The sequence below is a fragment of the Streptomyces sp. NPDC048337 genome (genome assembly GCF_043201175.1).
GTDB lineage: Bacteria > Actinomycetota > Actinomycetes > Streptomycetales > Streptomycetaceae > Streptomyces.
This window is the reverse complement of sequence record NZ_JBICYR010000010.1, coordinates 215,952-237,290: the sequence shown is the minus strand read 5'-3', so window position 1 is coordinate 237,290 and position 21,339 is coordinate 215,952. Positions and strand designations below refer to the sequence as shown.

The following is a 21,339-nucleotide window of genomic DNA, read 5'->3' as shown; positions in this document are numbered from 1 at the left end:
GGTGACCGCTGGTACTACGGGGGTTCTTGCAGGGGTACTGCTTGTCACTTGCAGGTAAAGGACCGCGAGCGGTGCGGTACTTCGTGTACTCCGGGCGGTGGGACTGAAAGTGTGACGTTCCCGTGTCACACCGCCCGGAGAGTCTTTGGGGGGTCCGGGGGCCTCGCGGCCCCCGGACCACGCCGTCCTAGAGGGTCCCGGTGAGGGCTTCCGGACGGATCGGCGTCTTGTTGAGCTCCAGGCCCGTCGCCGCCCGGATCGCCGCGAGGACGGCCGGGGTGGACGACAGGGTCGGGGCCTCGCCGAGACCGCGAAGGCCGTAGGGCGCGTTCGGGTCGGCGAGCTCCAGGACGTCGACCGGGATGGTCGGGGTGTCGAGGATGGTCGGGATCAGGTAGTCCGTGAAGGAGGGGTTGCGCACCTTCGCGGTCTTCGGGTCCACGATGATCTCTTCCATGACCGCCACGCCGAGACCCTGGGTGGTACCACCCTGGATCTGGCCCACCACGGAGAGCATGTTCAGCGCCTTGCCGACGTCCTGGGCGGTCGCCAGCTCGACGACCTTGACCAGGCCGAGCTCGGTGTCCACCTCGACGACCGCGCGGTGCGCGGCGAAGGTGTACTGGACGTGGCCGTCGCCCTGGCCGGTCTTCAGGTCGAAGGCGACGGTCGGACGGTGACGGAACTCGAGCTCGAGGTCGATAGCGTCCTCGCCCTCCAGGATGTCCGCCAGGTCGGCCAGCACCTCGCCACCGTCGGTGACGACCTTGCCGCCCTCGAGGAGCAGCTCGGCGGTCGCCCACGCCGGGTGGTAGGAGCCGTTCTTGCGGCGGCCGATCTCCAGGACCTTCTCGCGGACGGCCTCACAGGTGTTCTTCACCGCGCCACCGGTCATGTACGTCTGCCGCGAAGCGGACGTGGAACCGGCGGAGCCGACCTGCGTGTCGGCCGGGTGGATGGTCACCTGCGTGACACCCAGCTCCGTACGGGCGATCTGCGCGTGGACGGTGACACCGCCCTGGCCGACCTCCGCCATGGCCGTGTGGACCATCGCGACGGGCTCGCCGTTGATGACCTCCAGGCGCACGCGGGCGGTGGAGTAGTCGTCGAAGCCCTCGGAGAAGCCGACGTTCTTGATGCCGACCGCGTAGCCGACGCCGCGGACGACGCCCTCACCGTGCGTGGTGTTGGAGAGGCCACCCGGCAGCGCGCGGACGTCCGCACCCTCGCCGGCGCTCTCCCACTGGCGCTCCGGCGGCAGCGGGCGGGCCTTGACCCGGCGCAGCAGCTCGGCGACGGGCGCCGGGGAGTCCACGACCTGGCCGGTGGGCATGATCGTGCCCATCTCCATGGCGTTCAGCTGGCGGAACTCGACCGGGTCCATGCCCAGCTTCGCCGCGAGCTTGTCCATCTGGGCCTCGTACGCGAAGCAGGCCTGGACGGCGCCGAAGCCGCGCATCGCGCCACAGGGCGGGTTGTTCGTGTAGAGCGCGATCGCCTCGATGTCGACGTCGTCGATGACGTACGGGCCGACGGAGAGGGAGGAGGCGTTGCCGACGACGGCCGGGGAGGCCGAGGCGTAGGCACCGCCGTCGAGCACGATCTTGCACTTCATGTGCGTGATCTTGCCGTCCTTGGTGGCGCCGTGCTCGTACCAGAGCTTCGCCGGGTGACGGTGCACGTGGCCGAAGAAGGACTCGAAGCGGTTGTAGACGATCTTGACCGGCTTGTTGGTCGCGAGGGCCAGCAGGCAGGCGTGGATCTGCATCGAGATGTCCTCGCGGCCACCGAAGGCACCGCCGACGCCGGAGAGCGTCATGCGGACCTTCTCCGGCGGGAGGCCGAGGACCGGGGCGATCTGCTGAAGGTCGGAGTGCAGCCACTGGGTGGCGACGTAGAGGTCGACACCGCCGTCCTCGGACGGCACGGCGAGACCGGACTCCGGGCCGAGGAAGGCCTGGTCCTGCATGCCGAAGGTGTACTCGCCCTCGACGATGACATCGGCGCGCTTGCGGGCCTCTTCCACGTTGCCGCGGATGATCGGCTGGCGGTGCACGATGTTCGGGTGCGGGACGTGACCGGCGTGGTGGTCGTCGCGGCCCTCGTGGATCAGCGGCGCGTCGGGGGCGAGGGCGGAAGCCTCGTCCGTGACGAGCGGCAGCTCCTTGTAGTCGATCTTGATCTTGGCAGCCGCGCGGCGGGCGGTCTCCGGGTGGTCGGCGGCCACGAGGGCGACCGGCTCACCGTGGTGACGTACCCGGCCGTTGGCGAGAACCGGGGTGTCCTGGATCTCGAGGCCGTAGTTCTTCATCTCGGCCGGCAGGTCGTCGTACGTCAGGACCGAGTAGACGCCCGGCATGGCCAGCGCCTCGGAGATGTCGATGGAGACGATCTCGGCGTGGGCGACGGTGCTGCGCAGGGTCTGGCCCCACAGCATGTCCTCGTGCCACATGTCCGAGGAGTACGCGAACTCGCCGGTGACCTTGAGGGTGCCGTCCGGGCGGAGCGTGGACTCGCCGATGCCGCCCTTGGTGTGCTTCTGGGTGACGTCCGTCGGCGCGCCGACGGTGCGGGTGTTCTGCGCCATGGTCAGACCGCCTCTCCCTGACGGGCGGCCGCGAGGCGGACCGCGTCGAGGATCTTCTCGTAGCCCGTGCAGCGGCAGAGGTTGCCGGACAGGGCCTCACGGATGTCCTGGTCGGACGGGTCGGCGTTCTGCTCCAGGAGAGCGTCGGCCTGGACCAGCAGACCCGGGGTGCAGAAACCGCACTGGACGGCGCCGGCGTCGATGAACGCCTGCTGGATGTTGGAGAGCTCGACGCCCTCACCGGTCTGGGAGTCGCCCGGCTTGGCGGCCCAGCGCTGGGCCTCGTCCGTGGAGACGCCCTTGCTGCCGCAGCCACCGCCGGTGCCGCAGGCACCGCCGTGGCCGTGCGCCTCGCGCTGCTTGGCGAAGTCGGCCAGGCCCTCGACGGTCACGACGTCGCGACCCTCGACCTGACCGGCCGCGACCAGGCAGGAACAGACCGGCACGCCGTCGAGGCGGACGGTGCAGGAACCGCACTCGCCCTGCTCACAGGCGTTCTTCGAGCCGGGCAGGCCCAGGCGCTCACGCAGGACGTAGAGGAGGGACTCGCCCTCCCAGACGTCGTCGGCTTCCTGCGGACGACCGTTGACAGTGAAATTGACGCGCATGGTTACGCAGCCCCTTCAAGCGAGCGGCCGTTCGTGCCGCGGTACTGCTCCCAGGTCCAGACGAGCTGGCGGCGAGCAAGGATGCCGACCGCGTGACGGCGGTACTTCGCCGTGCCACGGACGTCGTCGATCGGGTTGCACGCGCCGGAGGCGAGCTCACCGAACTGCTTGGCGATCGACGGGGTGATCACCTTGCCGTTGTCCCAGAAACCGCCCTCTTCGAGCGCGGCGTTCAGGAACTCCTCGGCGGCCTTCGCCCGGATCGGGGTCGGGGCGGCCGAGGCGATACCCGTACGCACGGTGCGGGTGTCGGTGTGCAGGGCCAGGCCGAAGCCGCAGACCGCGATGACCATCGCGTTGCGGGTGCCGACCTTGGAGTACTGCTGCGGGCCCGTGGCGTTCTTGATGTGGACCGACTTGATGAGCTCGTCGGGGGCGAGCGCGTTGCGCTTGACGCCGGTGTAGAACTCGTCGATCGGGATCAGGCGCGCGCCGCGCACCGACTCGACCTCGACGTGGCAGTCGGCGGCGAGCAGGGCGGGGTGGGAGTCACCGGCCGGCGAGGCGCAACCGAGGTTGCCGCCGACGCCGCCGCGGTTGCGGATCTGCGGGGACGCGACCGTGTGCGAGGCGAGCGCGAGACCCGGCAGCGTGCCGCGCAGGTTCTCCATGATCTGGGTGTACGGGACGGAGGCGCCGAGCTTGGTGACCTCCTCGCCTACCTCCCACTCCCGCAGCAACTCGATGCGGTTGAGGTCAAGGAGGTACTCCGGACGGCGGTGGTCGAAGTTGATCTCGACCATGATGTCGGTGCCACCCGCAATCGGCACAGCTGTGGGGAACTCGGCCTTAGCGGCGAGCGCCTCCTCCCAGCTGGCGGGGCGAAGGAAGTCCATGTGCGGCTCTCTTCTTCTTAATCGGGTCGTTCACTTCAAGCCAGGAGGCCTTAGGGCCCTCGACTGGTCGTTCACGTGCTGTTAACGCGGTGTGGAGCCAGTACACAAGCCCCGCGTCCCCCGGGTGCAGTCACCGAAACCATGAAGGAGTTGGCTGACGACCTCCCTCGTCTTGTAGATTCGTATGAAAGGCAGGATGCGACGACCTGCCCGATTTCCAACGGCAACATTCGAGACAGATCGGCGGCGACATCATGCGGCTGCGCGCACTGCTGGAAACCGAGGCGCTGGGGCTGCGGCTGCTGGGCGGCGAGGAAGAACTCGACCGGACGGTCCGCGGGGTCATGACGACCGACCTGAGGGATCCCAGCCGATACCTCACCGGGGGCGAGCTCGTCCTCACTGGCCTGGCCTGGCGTAGAAATTCAGCCGACTCAGAGCCGTTCGTACGAATCCTCGCGAGCGCGGGCGTGGCGGGCCTCGCCGCGGGCGAGGCGGAGCTCGGGGACATCCCCGACGATCTGGTCTCGGCCTGTGTGCGCAACCGTCTGCCGCTGTTCGCTGTGAACGAAGACGTTGCATTCGCCACGATCACGGAGTACGTGGTGCGGCAGGTCTCGGGAGAGCGTGCCGGGGACCTCGCGGCCGTCGTGGACCGACACCGCCGTCTGATGACCTCGGGGCCGGCCGGCGGCGGTCCCGATGTGGTGCTGGATCTGCTCACCACCGACCTCGATCTCCGGGCCTGGGTGCTGTCCCCCACGGGCCGGCAGATCGCCGGGGCGGGCGAGCCGCTCGCCCCGGGCGTGTGCGCAGCACTGGCGAGCGAGCACCTCGCGGCGGTCCGGACGGGCCGCAGGGGACCGCACCGGATCTCCATCCAGGGTATTACCTACTCGCTCTTCCCGATCAGGGGACACGGCCGCGGCGCGGGCGGTCCCGCCGCCCGTGACGTGCGCGAGAGCGTGCTGTCGGACTGGCTGCTGGCCGTGGAGGCGGACGCCGGCGACTGGCCCGCCGAGCGGCTGGACCTGCTCCAGGGCGTCACCCAGCTGATCGCCGTCGAGCGGGACCGGCGCGACGCGGCCCGCACGGTGCGCCGGCGCCTGGCACAGGAGGTGCTGGAGCTGGTCCAGACGGGCGCGCCGCCGGCCGAGATCGCGGCCCGCCTGCGGGTGGCGGCGCCGGTGCTGCTGCCCGGGCTCGGGTCGGCGCCGCACTGGCAGGTCGTCGTGGCCCGGGTGGACTGGGACGGCGGGGACATCCCCGGCGGCCCGGTGGCCCAGTCGCTGCTGGAGGAGATCCTCGTCGACCCGTCCGTGTCGGGGCCGGAGCCCTCGGACCGGATCGCCGTCGCCCACGCCGGGGACGAGGCCATCGCCCTCGTACCGCTGCCCTCGCCGGTCGGTGAGGGCGGGGAGGACAAGGGCCCCGACGCGGCACTGCACGCCGACGCGCTGCTCGCGGCCGTACGGGAACCCCTGCAGGCCGGTCTCGCCGACGACGGCCGGCTCACGCTGGGCGTGAGCGCGGCCGTGCACTCCGCCGAGGGGCTGCGCGGGGCGCTGGAGGAGGCCCGGCACGCCCGCCGGGTCGCCGCGGCCCGCCCGGGCCGGGTGTGCGCCGCGGGCCACCACGAGCTGGCCTCGCACGTGCTGCTGCTGCCGTTCGTCCCGGACGACGTCCGCCGCGCCTTCACGGCCCGGCTCCTGGACCCGCTGCGGGACTACGACCGGCGCCACCGAGCGGAGCTCATCCCGACGCTGGAGGCCTTCCTGGACTGCGACGGCTCGTGGACCCGGTGTGCGACGCGGCTGCACCTGCACGTCAACACGCTGCGTTACCGGGTCGGGCGAATCGAGCAGTTGACGGCGCGCGACCTCTCCCGGCTGGAGGACAAGCTCGACTTCTTCCTCGCACTGCGCATGAGCTGAGAAGATCCGCCCGGGTGGGGCGGGTCTGCCCAGGGGGGTGCCTGACGAAGGATCCGGACTTTGTGAAAGAGTTCACCCGACCCCTTGGCCGAAGCCGCCGATCCGTGCTCTCATTTCGCCCCAGGGCTCAACGACGTGCTGCTTGGTTGCTTTGGGGAGGGCAATGTGGCGGATACCGCCATGTCGAGTGCCGGAACTACCGGGGGAGACGACCCCCTCCAGCGGGCGATATGGCGGCTGCGCTCGCGCGGCTGTTGGACCGACGCCGCGGCTCTGCTGACGCCGCACCTGCAACATGCCGGGGCGGCCGTGCAGCGGACCGCGCTGCTGGTCGAGCGGTGCCTGTTCACGGGGCAGGGCTGGGCCGAGGCCGAGGACGCGCTGCGGGTCGCCGAGGCGGTCGCACAGGACGACGACGACCGGGGCGCGGCCGCCTGCGAGCGCGGGCAGCTGGCGTACGCGGCGACCGTGCTCGGGGTCCGGGACCGGGCCGACGAGGCCCGGTCGGCGCTGGGCCGGGCGGCGGCCCTGCTGTCCCCCTCCTCCCGGACCCGCCCGCTGCTGGACTTCCGCAGGGGCCTGGTCGCCGAGCACCTGACGGACGCCCCGCAGTCGGCCCGTCCGGCGTACCACCGGGCCCATGCGGGGGCCCTGGCCCACGGGGACACGCTGCTGCTGTCCTTCACCTGGCGGCACCTGGCCGCGCTGGCCCTGCGGGACGGCGAGGTGGCGGAGGCCCGCAAGGGCTTCGCGGAGTCCCTCCGCATCCGGGAGGACCTGGGCTTCCTGATCGGCACGGCCCCGGCCCTGGCCGCCCTCGCGGAGGCCGAACCGGAACCCGAGGCCGCCCGTCTACGCGCGGAGGCCCGCCGCCTCTTCCACCTCCTGGGCGGCATCCCCACCTGGCTGGCCGACCAACTGGCCCCGTCCCCGGCGTGACCGCTGCGCGGGCCTCAGACGGCGGCGCCCGCGAAGTGTTCGCGGACCAGGGATTCGACCACCGGGAGGTCGCCGGCGATCAGGGCCTCCAGTAGGGCCGAGTGTTCCGCCGCGTCGGCGACGAGGTCGGCCCGGCGGACGCGGGGGGCGCGCGGGAGGGGCCACTGGGCCCGGCGGTGGAGTTCCTCGGCCACCGCCACCAGCTGCGCGTTGCCCGCCAGGGCGAGGACCTCCCGGTGGAAGGCCCGGTCCGCCTCCGCGTAGCCCGGCAGGTCGCCCTCCGCCGCCGCCTCGGCCGTGGCGGCCGCCGCCGGCCGCAGGGCCTCCCAGGCGGCCGACGGCACGGCCCGGGCCAGCCTCAGCATGACGGGGACCTCCAGCAGGGCCCGTACCTCCGCCAGCTCCGCCAGCTCGCGCGGGGTCCGCGACACGACGCGGAAGCCGCGGTTCGGGAGGCACTCCACGGCCCCTTCCAGGGCCAGCTGCTGCATCGCCTCGCGCACGGGCGTCGCGGAGACGCCGAAGCGCTCCCCCAGGGCCGGGCCCGAGTAGATCTCCCCCGGCACCAGCTCCCCCTCGACGAGCGCGGCGCGCAGCGCGTCGAGCACCTGCCCGCGCACCGAATGGCGCAGCACCTTCCGAGGTTCCGGAATCCCCGCTCGGGCCGTGTCGTGCACTCGGTCCTCCTACGGGGTCTCGGCCTGCCCCGAGGATACGGCCTGGCCGAGATCGGGTAAGGTAAGGCTAACCTGTTAACGATCGTGTGATTCGGTGGTCCCGCATGACCGTCACGACCTTCGCGGCCCCTCCCCCCGCCCCGGCCGGCTCTCCGGTGGCGGACGCGTACACCCGCCTGGCCGAGGTGTACCGCGGGCTGCGGGTCGTCGAGCGGGCCGCGCACGAGCCCTCCCCTCGCGGTGTGGGGTGGGTCGGCGCGGACGAGCTCGCGGCGGGCGGGGCCGCCCTGGACACCTTCCTCGCCTGGGACGACGCCCAGGTGCTCCGGGACTACGGCCGCCGGGCCCGCCCCGACGTGGTGGCGAGCTTCGGGCTGCACCGGTACGCCTGGCCGGCCTGCCTGCTGATCACCCTCCCCTGGTTCCTCCACCGGCGGGTCCCCCGGCTCCCCGCCGCCGACGTGGCCTTCCACCGGACGCTGGGCCGGATGGCCGTCCACGTCGCGGAATTCGCCTGCCTGCCGGACGACCCGGCGGCCGCCCTCCCCGGGGCCCGGGTCGTGCCCGACGAGGAGGCGCTGCGCGAGGAGGTGCGGGCCGCGCTGGCCCAGCACCTCGGACCCGTCCTGGAGGGCTTCAGCCCGCGGATGCGGCGCGGCCGCCGCGCCCTGTGGGGCATGGTGACCGACGAGGTGGTCGAGAGCCTCTGGTACGTCGGCCACCTGCTCGGCGAGGAGCAGCGGGCCATGGCCGGGCTGGAGGCGCTGCTGCCCGGCTCGACCGCCCCGTACACGGGCGGCGCGGGATTCCGTACGCTCGCCGGCCCGGACGGCACCGAGCTGCCCACCCGGGACCGGGCCAGTTGCTGCCTCTTCTACACGATCCGGCCCGACGACACCTGTGTCACCTGCCCCCGCACCTGCGACGCGGACCGCATCGCCCGGCTCACCGCGGCCGCCGCCGGCTGAACCCACCCCCAGGGGTGGCAGTAATCGAACCCAACCCCGCCCGTACGGCCGCCAGTTCGAGTCACAACACCCTATCCGGCGGGCCCCGCCCCCCGATGGCGTCCACTTGCCCCGAAACCCGCGTGCACGGCCGACCGGCTGCGCCACTATGGCGCCCGGAAAGCCGCACAGCCGCAGACGCGAGGCAAGGACATCCGCATGAGACTGACCGACATATCGCTGGACTGGCTGCTGCCCGGCAGCCTGTTGATCCTGGGCGTACTTGCGGCAGTTGCGGTACTGGCCCGGGGCAAGCGCGAGAGCGAGAAGGCCGCGGCCGACGACAGTTGGGAGCGCAGCGAGGAGCGCCGCCGGCGCAAGGAGGCCGTCTACGGGACCGCCTCCTACGTCCTGCTCTTCTGCTGCGCGGCGGTGGCCGCCGCGCTCTCCTTCCACGGACTGGTCGGCTTCGGCCGGCAGAACCTCAACCTCTCCGGGGGCTGGGAGTACCTGGTCCCCTTCGGCCTCGACGGCGCCGCCATGTTCTGCTCGGTGCTCGCCGTGCGCGAGGCCAGCCACGGCGACGCGGCCCTCGGCTCGCGCATGCTGGTCTGGCTGTTCGCGGGCGCGGCCGCCTGGTTCAACTGGGTGCACGCGCCGCGCGGGATGGGCCACGACGGGGCTCCGCAGTTCTTCGCCGGGATGTCACTCTCGGCGGCCGTCCTCTTCGACCGCGCCCTCAAGCAGACCCGCCGGGCGGCGCTGCGCGAACAGGGCCTGATCCCACGTCCGTTGCCGCAGATCCGGATGGTCCGCTGGATGCGGGCACCCCGGGAGACCTTCGGCGCCTGGTCCCTCATGCTGCTGGAGGGGGTGCGCACCCTCGACGAGGCCGTGGACGAGGTACGCGAGGACAAGAAGGAGAAGGAGAACGACCGGCACCGCAGGCGGGAGCAGCACCGCCTGGACCGCGCGCACATCAAGGCGCTGGGCCGGCAGCACCGGGCGTTCGGGCGGGTCCGCGCCCGCCAGGTCGACCTCCCCGAACTGACCCAGGGAGCGGGCTCCGCGCCGGTCGGCGCGGAGCCGGCCATACCGGAATCGGGACAGCTGCCGCTGCGCCGAAGGCCCTCCCTGCAGGCCGTGACCCGCACCGAGTCCGTTGAGGTGACCGGCCCCCGGACGGTGGACCTCACCGCCGAGGACGACACCCAGACCATCCCCCGACTCGACTCACTGGAGCGCAAACTGAAGGACCTGGAGCAGCAGTTCGGCTGACCGGTTCCCCGCCCGCGCACCCCGGAGGGCCCGCCTGCTCAGGCGGGCCCTCCGTCCAGCTCGAACCAGACCACCTTGCCGCGGCCCGGGGCGCACGCGTCCACGCCCCAGGCGTCGGCGAGCGTCTGCACCAGCACCAGTCCCCTGCCGTGCGTACCGTCGTCGGCGGTCGGTACGTACGGCCGGGGCAGCCGGGCGGCGAAGTCGCGGACCTCGACCCGTAAGCGGTTGGCGGCGAGGCTGGCGGACACCTCCGCGCCCTGTTCGGTGTGGACGAGGGCGTTGGTGACGAGTTCGGTGATGAGCAGCTCCGCCACCTCGGTGGCGTCCACTTTGCACCGGTGGCGCATCAACTCCCGCAGGGCCCGGCGGATTTCGCCCACGGCCTTCAGATCGGCCCGCCGTACGCTCCGCGTGATCTCCACCGGGTCGCCGGCGGAAGGCTCACGCGGCACCGGCCTCCCTCTTCTCCACAGCTTCCCGGTCTTCGCCCCCACCCGCACGGCGATGTACCTCCCCCGCGTCCATGACTCTCGAACTGGTCTACGGGATGCATGCCCTCCGGACCGTGTCGCACTCCTGCGGGCTCACGGCCTCGGTACGTTGCGGAGGTTGGATCGAGCCATCTGGATCATCCGGCCCACTCCGCCGTCCAGCACGATCTTGCTGGCGGAAAGTGCGAAACCGGTCACCATCTCGGCACTGATCCTCGGCGGAATCGACAGGGCGTTGGGGTCGGTGACCACGTCCACGAGAGCCGGTCCCCTGTGCCGGAAAGCATCCTTCAAAGCCCCTGTGAGCTGCTTGGGCTTCTCCACGCGGACCCCGTACGCACCCGCCGCGCGGGCGATCGCGGCGAAGTCGGGATTCTTGTTCGTCGTCCCGTAGGAGGGCAGGCCGGAAACCAGCATCTCCAACTCGACCATTCCGAGGGATGAGTTGTTGAAGAGGACCACTTTGACGGGCAGATCGTACTGCACCAGGGTGAGGAAATCTCCCATCAGCATCGAGAAACCGCCGTCGCCCGACATCGACACCACTTGACGGTCGCGGTCGGTGAACTACGCACCTTGCCGTTCGGCGAAAGTTGACGTCTCCCCCTCATGGATGAGGGGCACTCCCGCCTGGCTGCCACTATTGCGCAGCGGCCTTCGGGTGGTTCCTGCTTCATCACCCACCGCCCGGCTTGCCGGGTCTTACACGGGTTCCACAGGCGTTTTACGTGTCGGCCCGCCCGGCCGCCACGATCCTCCGCCCCTCAAGGCGGAGGTTGTACTCGGCATTCCGGTCCCGGTCATGTCGGGCGCCGCAGTCACACGTCCAGGCTCGGATCTTGAGCCCCTTCTGCCCCTTCGGACCGGACAATGCACCGCAGTGCGAGCACAACTGGGTGGATGGGAAGAAGCGGTCGACCTTGACGAAGGTCCGCCCGTACCTGGTGCACTTCGCTTCGAGAGTGCGGGAGAACATGCCCAAGGACTGGTCATGCAGGGACTTGCCGTAAGTCTTGGCCATGCCCTTCACGTTCAGGTCCTCCAGGTAGACCGCTTGGCTCTCACGTGTCACCCGGGTGGTTTCCTGCTCGATGAAGTCGCGCCGCCTGTCGGCGATGCGAGCATGGATCTTCGCTACGGCCAGCTTCGCTTTGCGCCGGTTGTTGCTGCCCTTGGTACACCGGCTGAGCTTGCGCTGGGCCCGGCGAAGCTTCTTCTCCTGACGCCGGAAGAACTTCGGGGATGCGATCTTCCGCCCCCGCAGCACAGCGTAGGTGGACAGACCCAGGTCGATGCCGGTGTCGGTCTCCTCCGCGTCCAGCTCGGCAAGCAGCTTGTCCTCGGTCTCTACGACGAACGAGGCGAAGTACCGGCCTGCCGGGTCCTTCACGATCGTCACGGATGACGGGGCAGAGGGCAGATCCCTGGACCAGCGGACATGTACGTCACCGATCTTCGGGAGTCGGAGCCTGCCGTCCTCGGCAACGGAGAAGCGGGCGGCCTTGGTGAACCTGACCGCTTGGCGGCCGGTCTTCTTCTTGAATCGGGGAGGTCCGACCTTCGGGCCCTTGCGGGTTCCCTTCATCGAAGCGAAGAAGTTGCCGAACGCGGTTTGCAGGTCACGAAGGGATGATTGGAGTACGACTGCCGAGACTTCGCCGAGCCACGCGCGCTCCGGGGTCTTCTTGGCCTCGGTTATGACCTGTTTGGCCAGGGCGACGATCGACAGGAGCGGCTTGCCCTGTTCGTAGGCGTCCCGACGGATACGCAGCGCGTCATTCCACACTACGCGGGCGCACCCGAACGCCTTCGCCAGCTCAATCCTCTGCGGGGCGCTCGGATACACGCGAAACTGGTACCTGAGCCTCACGACGATCACGGTACCAGAGTGAGCCTATGATGGTGTCATGGTTCAGTTGACTCTACGCCTTCCCGATGACGTTCACGCCCGGCTGACCGCCCAGGCGGAGAAGGACCGGCGGTCCCTCAACTCTGAGATCGTGCACCTACTTGAGGCCGCCCTCATCTCAGTGGGAGAAGACGACGAATCGCCCTGACGGTGATTCACCTTCCCTGCCTCTACGCGGGGAATGTCCACGAACTGCTCCGCCACGTTCTGCTTGGCCATGGAGGGGGCGCCCTTTCCGGTTCGGCTCTGCCGGGTGCGCCTTCCATCCATGCACGTTCCGCGCGGTTACGCCTCCCGGCCCTCCCAAACCGCTGCGGCCGTCCGGTCGTCCGCGTACCCCTTGAGGCGGAGCTGGGTGTCCGCGAGGAACGCCGCCAGGCCGGGCGGTTCGGCCTCGGACCAGCGGGCCGCGAGCTCGGCCGGGAGCAGGCCCTCCTCGCGCATGGGGTCCGCGAGGCCGCCGGAGCAGAGCAGCAGGGTGTCGCCGGGGCGGGCCACGGAGGCGCGGAAGCGGAAGGCGGTGCCCTCGGCGGGCGGCTCGGCCGATTCGGGCGGTCCGGGTGGCGCTGCCGGAGGGGAGGGCTCCAGGTCCTCCCAGTGGCCGCCGCGGAGCCGGAACAGGCCGCCCGCGCCCGCGCCGAAGGTCACCCGGGTCCGGCAGCGCGGGTCCACCGGGAGCAGCAGCCCGCGCAGTCCGGCGGTGTACGACTCCTCGGCGAGGCCGAGCTCGGCGGCGCGGACCCGCAGCCGGCCGTAGCCGCGGTCGGTGAGGCGCTGGAGCCCGGAGCGCAGGGCGTCGCGGCGCCCGGCCAGGATGTCCTCGGCCAGCCGCTCCTGGCTGCGCCCGACGGCCGCGGCGACGGTGTGGCACAGCTCGGCGGCGGCCGCGGCGGCGCCGGGGGCGGCCCGGTCCCCGCCGGCGAGGGCGACGAGGACCAGCGCGCCGTCGCCGCTGCCGAAGCGGGCGGTGAGCAGGAAGTCCCGGCGGGCCTCGCCGCGGAAGCGGGCGGAGTCCCCGCGCAGGGAGGCGGCGCGCAGGGTGTAGGTGCCGTAGCGGGCGCCCTCCAGGACGGTGTCGGGGGTCAGGCCGTCAAGGGCGGCCGGGTCGGCGGCGGGCAGCGCGCCGGGTTCGGCGGCGTAGGTGGGCGCCCGGTCGCCGAGGTGGCTCACCTCGGGGCGCCGCTCCGGCGCCGCGGGTTCCGGTACGGGGACCGGGGCCGGGGCCGGTGCCGGGGCCGGGGCCGGTGCCGGGGCTGGGGCCGGCAGCTGCTGGGTCAGGTCCTCCTCGTGCGGCGCCTCCCACCGCCAGGCCCGCGGCCCGGCCGGCTCCGCCGGAGGCACGTCCACGTCCCCGAGCGCGTACCCGGTGGCGCCCCCGGCCCGCGGGTCACGCGGTGGCGGCGCCGCGGAAACCCCCGGATCCGGAGCCGTCCGCGGCCCCGGCACCAGCCCCTGCGGCGGCGCGGGCGGATCGTCTCCCCACGGCGGCGCCGACGGGGGCGCCGGCACCGACGGAGCCGGGGGGACTTCCGGACGTGCCGCGTCCGGAGGCGCCGGCCGCGCGGGCAGGCCGGCCTCCCGCGGCACCAGGGGCTCCGGCCGAGGCGTCGGCAGAGCCGCCTGCGGCGGCTCCGGGGGCCGCGCCGGGGCCTGTGGTGGCACAACGGGGTCCGGCGGCCCGGCGGGCCCTGCCGCGTACGGCCCCGGCACGGCGGGGTCCGGGAATCCGGCGGCCCCCGTCGGAGACGGCGGTGGCACGGCGGAGTCCCGCGCCTCGGCGAGCCCCGCCGCGTACGGCCCCGGCACGGCGGGGCCCGGGGGTCCGGTAGGACGTGGCGGTGGCGCGGCGGGGTCCCGGACCCCGGCAGGCTCGGCCGCATCCGGCCCCGGCACGGCGGGAGCCGGCCAGGACGGGGGCGGTGGGGGCTCGGCGGGGGCTGCCGTATGCGGCCCCGGCACGGCGGTCGGGTCCGTGGTCAGGACCGACGCCGAGCGGAACCGGTGGTCCAGGGTGTCCCCCGGGTCGGGTTCCGGACCCGCGTCGGGGTCCTCGTAGAGCTTCTGCCACCAGTCGTCGGCGCCCGCGCCCTGCTGACTCATGTCCCCATTCTGGGCCTCCCGCACGGCCGGAAAACGTCGAATGCACGAAAAGGGTCCACCGGGCCGCCGCCCGGTGGACCCCTCCCCCACAACCCGGACGAATCAGCGGACGTCGTACGCCCGCGCGACCGTCTGGGTGACCATGGCGCCGTTCGCGTCGGTCAGTTCGACCTTCAGCGACACCGGCTTGCCGGAGGCCCCGGCGTGGTCCACGACCGCGGTCCACTGACCGCCGCGCTCGCTCACCCGCGCCGCCGTCCAGTTCTCACCGTCGTAGGAGTAGGACAGCTTCGCCGACGTGAGCGCGCCCGGCGCGTAGCCCGCGTGCCCGGTGACGCCCAGCCCGATGGTCTGGCCGTTCGCCGCGGCGAGGGTCTTCATGCCGTCCTCCGGGAGGGAGAGCGACGGGAAGAGGACCGGCAGGGCCTGCGAGTACCGCGAGGCGTCCAGCTTCGAGCGGAAGGTCCAACTGGTCCGCACCGCCTGGGAGCGCTGCCAGACCCGCGCCGGGGCGCCGAACTTCTCGATCAGCTGGGTGAGTTCGTACGTGGACTCCTCGGCCGGGACCTCGAAGACCCCGGACGGGTACCAGCTGTCGCCGATCTGCTCACCGTTCCGCTTGAGCACCAGGTTGCCGACGTCGCCGAAGCCGCCCGGCTGCGCGTAGTGCCCGCTGTCGCCCCACATGGCGCTCGCGAAGCCGATCAGGTTGCCCTGCCGTTCGGCGGCCAGCACCGGCCGCCCCGCCGAGTCGCGCGGCGCGACCGGGCCGACGACCCCGTCGTACCAGCTCTCGCCGCGCTTGCCGCCCTTGGTGTAGGTGCGGTGCTGGTCGGTCATGAACTCGCCCCACGGGAAGCTGCTGGAGACCAGGTGGTCCCAGGCGGTGTCCCCGGCCGAGTAGTACTCGGTCCGCGTGGCGGGGACCGCGACAGTCTCCAGGCTGCCGAAGAACACCGCGTGGCCCAGCGGCCGGTAGGCCCCGACGAGGTCGGGGTACTGCGCGGCCACGCCCATGGAGCGGTAGGTCGACTCGACGGCGCCGAGGTCGCGGTCGCGCACCCGGTAGGTGCGGTCCCCGTGGACCGAACCCTTCTCGATCTGCGCCAGGTTGTAGACGTACGGGCTCTTCGCGCTGCCCTTCCAGTTCAGCGTGACCTTGCCCGCGGCGAGCTTCGCCAACAGCGCCTGCGCCTCGCCGGACTCGATGGTCAGGGCGGGGACGGCGCCGCCGCCGTATCCGGTGAATCCGACCCAGCGGCCGGGGGCGTCGCGGTGGGCGAGCACGGCCTTGGCACCGGCGGCCCGCGCGTTGTTCGCGGTCTCGTACAGGGATCCGCCGGCCGCCTTCACCAGGACGACGGCGCCCTGGGCGCCGGCCGCGGCCAGCTCCTCGGGGGTGCCGGTGCCCGCGTCGACGAGCGGTGCGCTGCCGGTTCCGTCGAGGTTGTCGCTGCCGGTGGAGGCGGTGATCGGGTGCAGCACCGGGCCGCCGGTGGCCTTCAGCTCGGAAATCAGGGGCGCGCCGGCCCGCCAGTAGCTGCCGAACTCGAACTCGCCCTCCTTGGGCCGGCCTTCGATCGAGGCGTAGTAGCCGCGGATGGTGCGGCCGCCCATGGCCGTGCCCGCGTGCAGCCACACGTCACCCCAGCCGCGGGCGAAGGAGAGGGTGGTGCTGCGGGCCTCGGTGGGCTTGTCCGCGGCGATGGAGAGCCGGGCCGCCTTGCGGGCGTCCAGCACGACGGTGGTGTCCTTCTTCACCTCGATCTGGGGCCGGCCGAGGTAGGTCATGGAGTCGATGAGCTCGGCGCCCTCGCCCGCGTCGGGGGTGCCGACGAAGGCGGAGAGGAAGTAGGAGCCGGGGCGGACCCGGTAGACCTGGTCGGCGGAGCCCTCGTTGAAGCGGCGCTCGCCGGTGGCGTCGTCGGTGCCGATCACGTCCAGGGAGGACGGTCCTGCGGCCGGCTTGCCCGAGCGGTCGAGGAGCTTGACGCGCAGGGTCACCGTCTCCGGTTCCACGTAGAGGGAGAAGGGGGTGGAGACGCGCACTCCGGCGGCGGTGGCGACGACGCGGCCGGTGACGTCCCCGTACTGGGAGCGCTCCAGCTTCGCGGCGGGGTCGAGGGCGAGCGGCACCTTGACGGTGGCGCCGGCCGGGACGGTGACCGTGCGCCTGTCGAGGCGGGCGACCTGGCCGCGGACGGCGGAGCCGTCGTTGCCGGTGACCTTCTCGACGGCGAGGTTCAGGGTGACGGGCCCGGTGCCGGTGTTGGTGTACGGGACCTCGACGCTCGTACGGTCGCTGCGGTCCTGCGGCCAGTTGTACGCGCCGCCCTGTACGGCGGGGGCGCCGGTGATGGTGGCGTCGACGGCGGCCTTCACGTCGAGGCGGCCGCCGCCGGTCTCCCGTACGTCCCCGGGAACGGCGGTATTGGCGGATCCGACGAGGGCGGCCTTGACCTGCTGGGCCGTCCAGTCGGGGTGGCGCTGCTTGACGATGGCGGCGGCGCCCGCGACGTGCGGGGTGGCCATCGAGGTGCCGGACATGGACTGGTAGGCGTACACCCCGCGGCCGCCCAGGGCGGCGGCCGAGATGCCGACGCCGGGGGCGGCGATCTCGGGCTTGAGGGTGTGCCCGAGCCCGGCGGGGCCGCGGCTGGAGAAGACGGCCGTGGTGTCGTCGCGGTCGACGGCGCCGACGGTCAGCACACTGGGCGCGCAACCGGGCGAGGAGACGGTGTTGTTGCCCGGCCCGGAGTTGCCGGCGGCGATCACGAAGAGCGGTCCCCGCTGCGAGAGCCGCTCGGCGGCCGCGGCGAGCGGGTCGTCGCAGGCGGTCTGGGAGGGGTCGCCGAGGCTCATGGAGACCACGTCGGCCTTGCTCTCGACGGCCCACTCCATACCGGCGATGATCCACGAGTCCAGGCCGTAGCCCGCGTCGTTGAGTACCTTGCCGCTGAGCAGCTCGGCGCCCGGGGCCACGCCCTTCTTGGTGCCGCCGCTCTCGGCTCCTGAGCCGCCGACGGTGGAGATGGTGTGGGTGCCGTGGCCCTGCCGGTCGGCGTCGGTGTCGGAGTCGGTGAAGTTCTTCGACTGGGCGACGCGGCCCTTGAGGTCGGGGTGTTCCAGGTCGGTGCCGGTGTCGAGGACGGCGACCTTGGTGCCCTTGCCGTCGTAGCCGGCGGCCCAGGCGGCGGTGGCGTTCACCTGCTTGGTGGAGCGCTCCAGGTTCGCCCGGACCTTGCCGTCCAGCCACAGCTTCTTCAGCCCGCCGGATGCGGAGCGCGCGCGGGCGTCCGTACCGGAGGCGTCGGCGGTGACATCGGCCCAGAAGGCGGCGGCCTGCTCCTTGTCGGCGGCGAGCGCGACGCCGTCGATGGAGCCGAGGACGAGGGAGCGGTCGGCGCCGCGGGGTGCGGGCGGGGCGCTGCGCGCCACGCTGACGGAGCCGTCGTAGACCGCGATCAGGGGGAGCTTGTTGGTGTGGGCGTCGTCGTAGCCCTGCCGGATGAGGCCGGTGACGTTGAAGAGTTCGTGGTCGGCCTTGCCGGCGGCGAGCGCCTTGATCGCGCTCTCCGGGTAGACGTACAGGTCCTTGCCGTTCTGGCGGGTCTGCACGATGGGCTGCGAGCCGTCCGGCCGCGGCATGGCGGTGGCCGCGGTGCGGCCGGCGGCGTCGGTGGAGACCAGGATCCGGTCTCCGGTGACCAGGGTCACGGTGACGGGGGCGGTGGGCTGCTGTGCGGCCGCCGCGCTCCCGACGACGGGTCTCTTGTCCGGCGTTCCGCCGTTCGGCTGTGCCGTGGACGGGCCCACGGCGGTGACGGCCAGGACGGCGGCGGTGGCCGTTCCCAGTGCCGTACGCGATATCGGGCGCATCGCTCTCCCCAGGTGAATTCCGGCCAACTTGCTGCATTGCATGGCAAAGCTGCCGCGCAAGTGGCTTCTGACCGGCGGATGTTGGTGCTGCGGTGGCATGACCTTTACAGAGAGGCGGGGGGTGCGGCGATGATGTCCGCGGCGGGTTTGCGCCGTGGCCGCTTCCCGCCAGGAGCTGCGACAAGGGCGGGTGGGCGCGTTGCTGGGTGCGATAGGTCTGGACGAGGGCCAGGAGTCGGCGTACCGGGCTCTGGTGGCGTTGGGGGCCGCGGAGGTGCCCGACCTCGCGCACCGGCTGACGCTGCCCGTGCCGCAGACGGAGCGGGCGCTGCGGCATCTGGAGCGGCAGGGGCTGGCCGCGCAGTCCTCGGCCCGGCCGGGACGCTGGGTGGCGGCGCCGCCGGGGGTCGCGCTCGGGGCCCTGCTCACCCAGCAGCGACACGAGCTGGAGCAGGCCGAGCTGGCGGCGGCGCTGCTGGCGGAGGAGTACCGGGCTGAGGCGGCCGAGCCGGCCGTGCACGACCTGGTGGAGGTGGTGACGGGCGCGAGCGCGGTGGCGCACCGTTTCCACCAGCTCCAGCTGGGCGCGGTGGAGGAGGTGTGCGCGCTGGTCAGCGGCCGCCCGCAGGTGGTGACGGGTACGGACAACGAGGCGGAGGACCGGGCCGCCGTACGGGGCGTGGACTACCGGGTGGTGATCGAGCGGGAGGTGCTGGCCGGGCCGAGCGGCATCCGGGAGGCGACGACGGCGCTGGCCCGGGGCGAACGGGTCCGGGTGACGGGCGAGGTCCCGACGAAGCTGGTGATCGCGGACCGGACCCTCGCCATGGTCCCGCTGACGAAGCGCGGCGCGGAGCCGGCGGCGCTGGTGGTGCACGCGTCGGGGCTGCTGGAGTCCCTGATGGCCCTGTTCGAGGCGGTGTGGCGGGAGTCGCTGCCGCTGCGGCTGGGTGCGACGGGCGCGCCGGAGGAGTCCGACGGCGGCCCGGACGCCACGGACCTGGAGATCCTGACGCTGCTGCTGGCGGGGATGACGGACGCGAGCGTGGCGAAGCACCTGGAGCTGGGCTTGCGGACCGTGCAGCGGCGGGTGAAGGGGATGATGGAGCTCTCCGGGGTCACGACGCGGCTCCAGCTGGGCTGGCACGCGTACGAGCGGGGCTGGGTGGCCCGATAAGCCCTGGTCGGTCAGGCTGAACAGATGCAGATGGATCTGCCTCAGCTGCTCCTGGTGGGGCTGGTGCTGCTGCTCGGGGTGGTCGGGGTGCTGGTCCCGGGTGTGCCGGGCACCTGGCTGGTGTGGGCGGGGCTGATGTGGTGGGCGCTGCACGAGCGGTCGGCGCCGGCGTGGTCCCTGCTGGTCGCGGCGACGGCCTTGTTGCTGGTGGTGCAGGTGGTGAAGTGGCAGCTCCCGCCCCGGCGGCTGCGGGGGGTGGGGGTCACCCGCCGGATGGCGGTGTTCGCGGGCGCCGGGGCGGTGCTGGGTTTCGTACTGGTCCCGGTGCTGGGGGCGGTCCCGGGCTTCATGGGCGGCATCTACCTGTGCGAGCGGCTCCGGCTGGGGACGCACGGCGAGGCGTGGGCCTCGGTCCGGGCGGTGATGCGGGCGGTGGGGACGAGCGTGCTGGTGGAGCTGCTCGCATGCCTGCTGGTGGTGGGGGCGTGGCTGGGGTCGGTGGTGGCGGGGGTCTGACCGTCAGACCCCCGGGGGTCTGACCCCCCGGGGGTCGCGGACGGCGGCAGCCGAATCCAGCCCCGCCGGCGATTGAGGCGCGGGGGTCCGGGGGCGGAGCCCCCGGCAGCGGTGCCGCACCGGCACGTGCGGCACCGCCGGTGGCGGAGCCCCGGGAAGCGGGGGGAGCCCGCTCTCGGGGTCAGGCCCGGCCGTTGCGCTTGGCGGCGTAATTGGCTCGGCCCTCCGCCGACTTGAGCCGCCAGTCGCGCCGGATCTCCGACCGGAGCCTCGCGTCGGTCTTCGCCACGATCCGCTGGTTCTCCCGCAGGAGTTTGCGGTAGCTGTCCAGTCGGCGCTCCGGGAACGCCCCGGACTCCACCGCGGCCAGCACCGCGCACCCCGGCTCCGCCACGTGCGCGCAGTCGTGGAAGCGGCACCGCTCCGCGTACTCCTCGATCTCCGAGAAGACCTGGCCGACCCCGGCCTCGGCGTCCCAGAGCCCCACGCCCCGCAGCCCGGGGGTGTCGATGAGGACGCCGCCGCCCGGCAGGGCGAGCAGGTTGCGGGTGGTCGTGGTGTGGCGGCCCTTGCCGTCGACCTCGCGGGCCTCCTGGACCTCCATGACGTCGACCCCGAGCAGCGTGTTGGCCAGCGTGGACTTCCCGGCGCCCGAGATGCCGAGCAGCACGCTCGTACCGCCCCCGACGACGGCGGCGAGGATGTCCGTGCCTTCCCCGGTGAGGGAGGAGACGGTGAGGACCTGGACCCCCGGGGCGGTGGTCTCCACGTCCTGGACCAGGTGGCCCAGCGTCGCCGGGTCCGGGACCAGGTCCGCCTTGGTGAGGACGACCAGCGGCTGGGCCCCCGATTCCCACGCCAGGGCCAGGAAGCGCTCGATGCGCCCCAGGTCCAGCTCGACGGCGAGGGAGACGGCGATGATCGCGTGGTCGACGTTGGCGGCGAGGATCTGTCCCTCGGACCGCTGCGAGGAGGTGGACCGTACGAAGGCGGTCCGGCGCGGCAGGTACGCCTTCACGTAGCGCGGGTTTCCGGACGCCTCCACGGCCGCCCAGTCGCCGGTGCAGATGACCCGGAGCGGATCGTGCGGGGTGACGAAGGCGGTGTCGGCGCGGACGATGCCGTCCGCGGTCATGACGTCGCACTGACCGCGGTCGACGCGTACGACCCGGCCGGGCACCAGGCCCTGCTCGGCGTACGGGGTGAACTCGGCCGCCCACGCGTCGTCCCAGCCGTAGGGGGTGAGGGCGTGCGAGAGCGGGGCCTGCGGGAAGGAAGAGGAGTAAGACGAGGTGTAAGACAAGGGGAACCCTTCACAGGGTGGCCCCGGCAGCCGGCGCGCTCGCTGGGCGGCGCGCGGAGAGGTGTGAGGTCAGCCGGAGACCACGGAAGTGACAT

The 21,339-nt window shown here is 72.5% G+C and carries 16 protein-coding genes and 1 pseudogene; 7 read left to right on the top strand and 10 right to left on the bottom strand.

Features of this window, described 5'->3' with window-relative positions; genetic code table 11:
* Nucleotides 1-187 precede the first annotated feature (187 nt).
* Genes pucD through ACGFYU_RS19115 form a run of 3 tightly spaced genes read right to left on the bottom strand, consistent with a single transcriptional unit; the run spans nt 188 to nt 4,091 of the window.
* The gene (gene pucD / locus ACGFYU_RS19125) at nt 188-2,587 is read right to left on the bottom strand and encodes a xanthine dehydrogenase subunit D (protein ID WP_393828455.1); all 2,400 of its coding nucleotides are present in this window, start codon (nt 2,585-2,587) and stop codon (nt 188-190) included.
* A 2-nt stretch (nt 2,588-2,589) separates the two neighbouring features.
* Entirely contained in the window at nt 2,590-3,195 is a 606-nt protein-coding gene (locus ACGFYU_RS19120) for a (2Fe-2S)-binding protein (RefSeq protein WP_393828454.1), read from the bottom strand.
* A 2-nt stretch (nt 3,196-3,197) separates the two neighbouring features.
* Nucleotides 3,198-4,091 (bottom strand): FAD binding domain-containing protein, encoded by an 894-nt coding sequence (locus ACGFYU_RS19115; RefSeq protein WP_393828453.1) that lies wholly within the window; start codon nt 4,089-4,091, stop codon nt 3,198-3,200.
* Between the two features lie 254 nt (nt 4,092-4,345).
* On the opposite strand from ACGFYU_RS19115, the gene ACGFYU_RS19110 reads away from it, so the two are divergent.
* Together ACGFYU_RS19110 and ACGFYU_RS19105 are read left to right on the top strand one after the other, a co-directional pair.
* The gene (locus ACGFYU_RS19110) at nt 4,346-6,025 is read left to right on the top strand and encodes a PucR family transcriptional regulator (protein ID WP_393828452.1); all 1,680 of its coding nucleotides are present in this window, start codon (nt 4,346-4,348) and stop codon (nt 6,023-6,025) included.
* Between the two features lie 180 nt (nt 6,026-6,205).
* The gene (locus ACGFYU_RS19105; RefSeq protein ID WP_393828473.1) at nt 6,206-6,964 is read left to right on the top strand and encodes a hypothetical protein; all 759 of its coding nucleotides are present in this window, start codon (nt 6,206-6,208) and stop codon (nt 6,962-6,964) included.
* A gap of 14 nt (nt 6,965-6,978) precedes the next feature.
* Here the strand turns inward: ACGFYU_RS19105 and ACGFYU_RS19100 are convergent, their stop codons facing one another.
* Entirely contained in the window at nt 6,979-7,641 is a 663-nt protein-coding gene (locus ACGFYU_RS19100; RefSeq protein WP_393828451.1) for a GntR family transcriptional regulator, read from the bottom strand.
* Between the two features lie 104 nt (nt 7,642-7,745).
* Between ACGFYU_RS19100 and ACGFYU_RS19095 the strand changes: the two genes are divergently transcribed.
* Nucleotides 7,746-8,609, top strand: coding sequence for a (2Fe-2S)-binding protein (locus ACGFYU_RS19095; protein ID WP_393828450.1), 864 nt, complete (start codon nt 7,746-7,748; stop codon nt 8,607-8,609).
* 198 nt (nt 8,610-8,807) lie between these two features.
* Nucleotides 8,808-9,866, top strand: a complete 1,059-nt coding sequence (locus ACGFYU_RS19090; RefSeq protein ID WP_393828449.1) for a DUF2637 domain-containing protein — start codon at nt 8,808-8,810, stop codon at nt 9,864-9,866.
* Between the two features lie 38 nt (nt 9,867-9,904).
* Here ACGFYU_RS19090 and ACGFYU_RS19085 read toward each other — a convergent pair whose 3' ends face one another.
* From ACGFYU_RS19085 to ACGFYU_RS19075, 3 genes and pseudogenes are all read right to left on the bottom strand, one after another.
* The gene (locus tag ACGFYU_RS19085; RefSeq protein ID WP_393828448.1) at nt 9,905-10,321 is read right to left on the bottom strand and encodes an ATP-binding protein; all 417 of its coding nucleotides are present in this window, start codon (nt 10,319-10,321) and stop codon (nt 9,905-9,907) included.
* 132 nt (nt 10,322-10,453) lie between these two features.
* Nucleotides 10,454-10,927: pseudogene (locus ACGFYU_RS19080) on the bottom strand (thiamine pyrophosphate-dependent enzyme); the annotation flags it as partial.
* A 157-nt stretch (nt 10,928-11,084) separates the two neighbouring features.
* The gene (locus ACGFYU_RS19075; protein ID WP_393828447.1) at nt 11,085-12,239 is read right to left on the bottom strand and encodes an RNA-guided endonuclease InsQ/TnpB family protein; all 1,155 of its coding nucleotides are present in this window, start codon (nt 12,237-12,239) and stop codon (nt 11,085-11,087) included.
* A 28-nt stretch (nt 12,240-12,267) separates the two neighbouring features.
* Here ACGFYU_RS19075 and ACGFYU_RS19070 point away from each other — a divergent pair, with 28 nt between their 5' ends.
* Nucleotides 12,268-12,417 (top strand): Arc family DNA-binding protein, encoded by a 150-nt coding sequence (locus tag ACGFYU_RS19070; protein ID WP_393828446.1) that lies wholly within the window; start codon nt 12,268-12,270, stop codon nt 12,415-12,417.
* A gap of 137 nt (nt 12,418-12,554) precedes the next feature.
* Here ACGFYU_RS19070 and ACGFYU_RS19065 read toward each other — a convergent pair whose 3' ends face one another.
* Nucleotides 12,555-14,369, bottom strand: coding sequence for a protein phosphatase 2C domain-containing protein (locus ACGFYU_RS19065; RefSeq protein WP_393828445.1), 1,815 nt, complete (start codon nt 14,367-14,369; stop codon nt 12,555-12,557).
* Between the two features lie 102 nt (nt 14,370-14,471).
* Nucleotides 14,472-18,248: a S8 family serine peptidase gene (locus ACGFYU_RS19060; RefSeq protein ID WP_393828444.1), complete on the bottom strand. Its 3,777-nt coding sequence runs from the start codon at nt 18,246-18,248 to the stop codon at nt 14,472-14,474.
* A gap of 199 nt (nt 18,249-18,447) precedes the next feature.
* Here ACGFYU_RS19060 and ACGFYU_RS19055 point away from each other — a divergent pair, with 199 nt between their 5' ends.
* Nucleotides 18,448-19,425 (top strand): helix-turn-helix domain-containing protein, encoded by a 978-nt coding sequence (locus ACGFYU_RS19055; RefSeq protein WP_393828472.1) that lies wholly within the window; start codon nt 18,448-18,450, stop codon nt 19,423-19,425.
* Nucleotides 19,426-19,455: 30 nt separating this feature from the next.
* The gene (locus tag ACGFYU_RS19050; RefSeq protein ID WP_393828471.1) at nt 19,456-19,941 is read left to right on the top strand and encodes a DUF456 domain-containing protein; all 486 of its coding nucleotides are present in this window, start codon (nt 19,456-19,458) and stop codon (nt 19,939-19,941) included.
* 181 nt (nt 19,942-20,122) lie between these two features.
* Here ACGFYU_RS19050 and rsgA read toward each other — a convergent pair whose 3' ends face one another.
* Nucleotides 20,123-21,244, bottom strand: a complete 1,122-nt coding sequence (rsgA, locus tag ACGFYU_RS19045; protein ID WP_393828443.1) for a ribosome small subunit-dependent GTPase A — start codon at nt 21,242-21,244, stop codon at nt 20,123-20,125.
* Nucleotides 21,245-21,339: the final 95 nt, after the last annotated feature.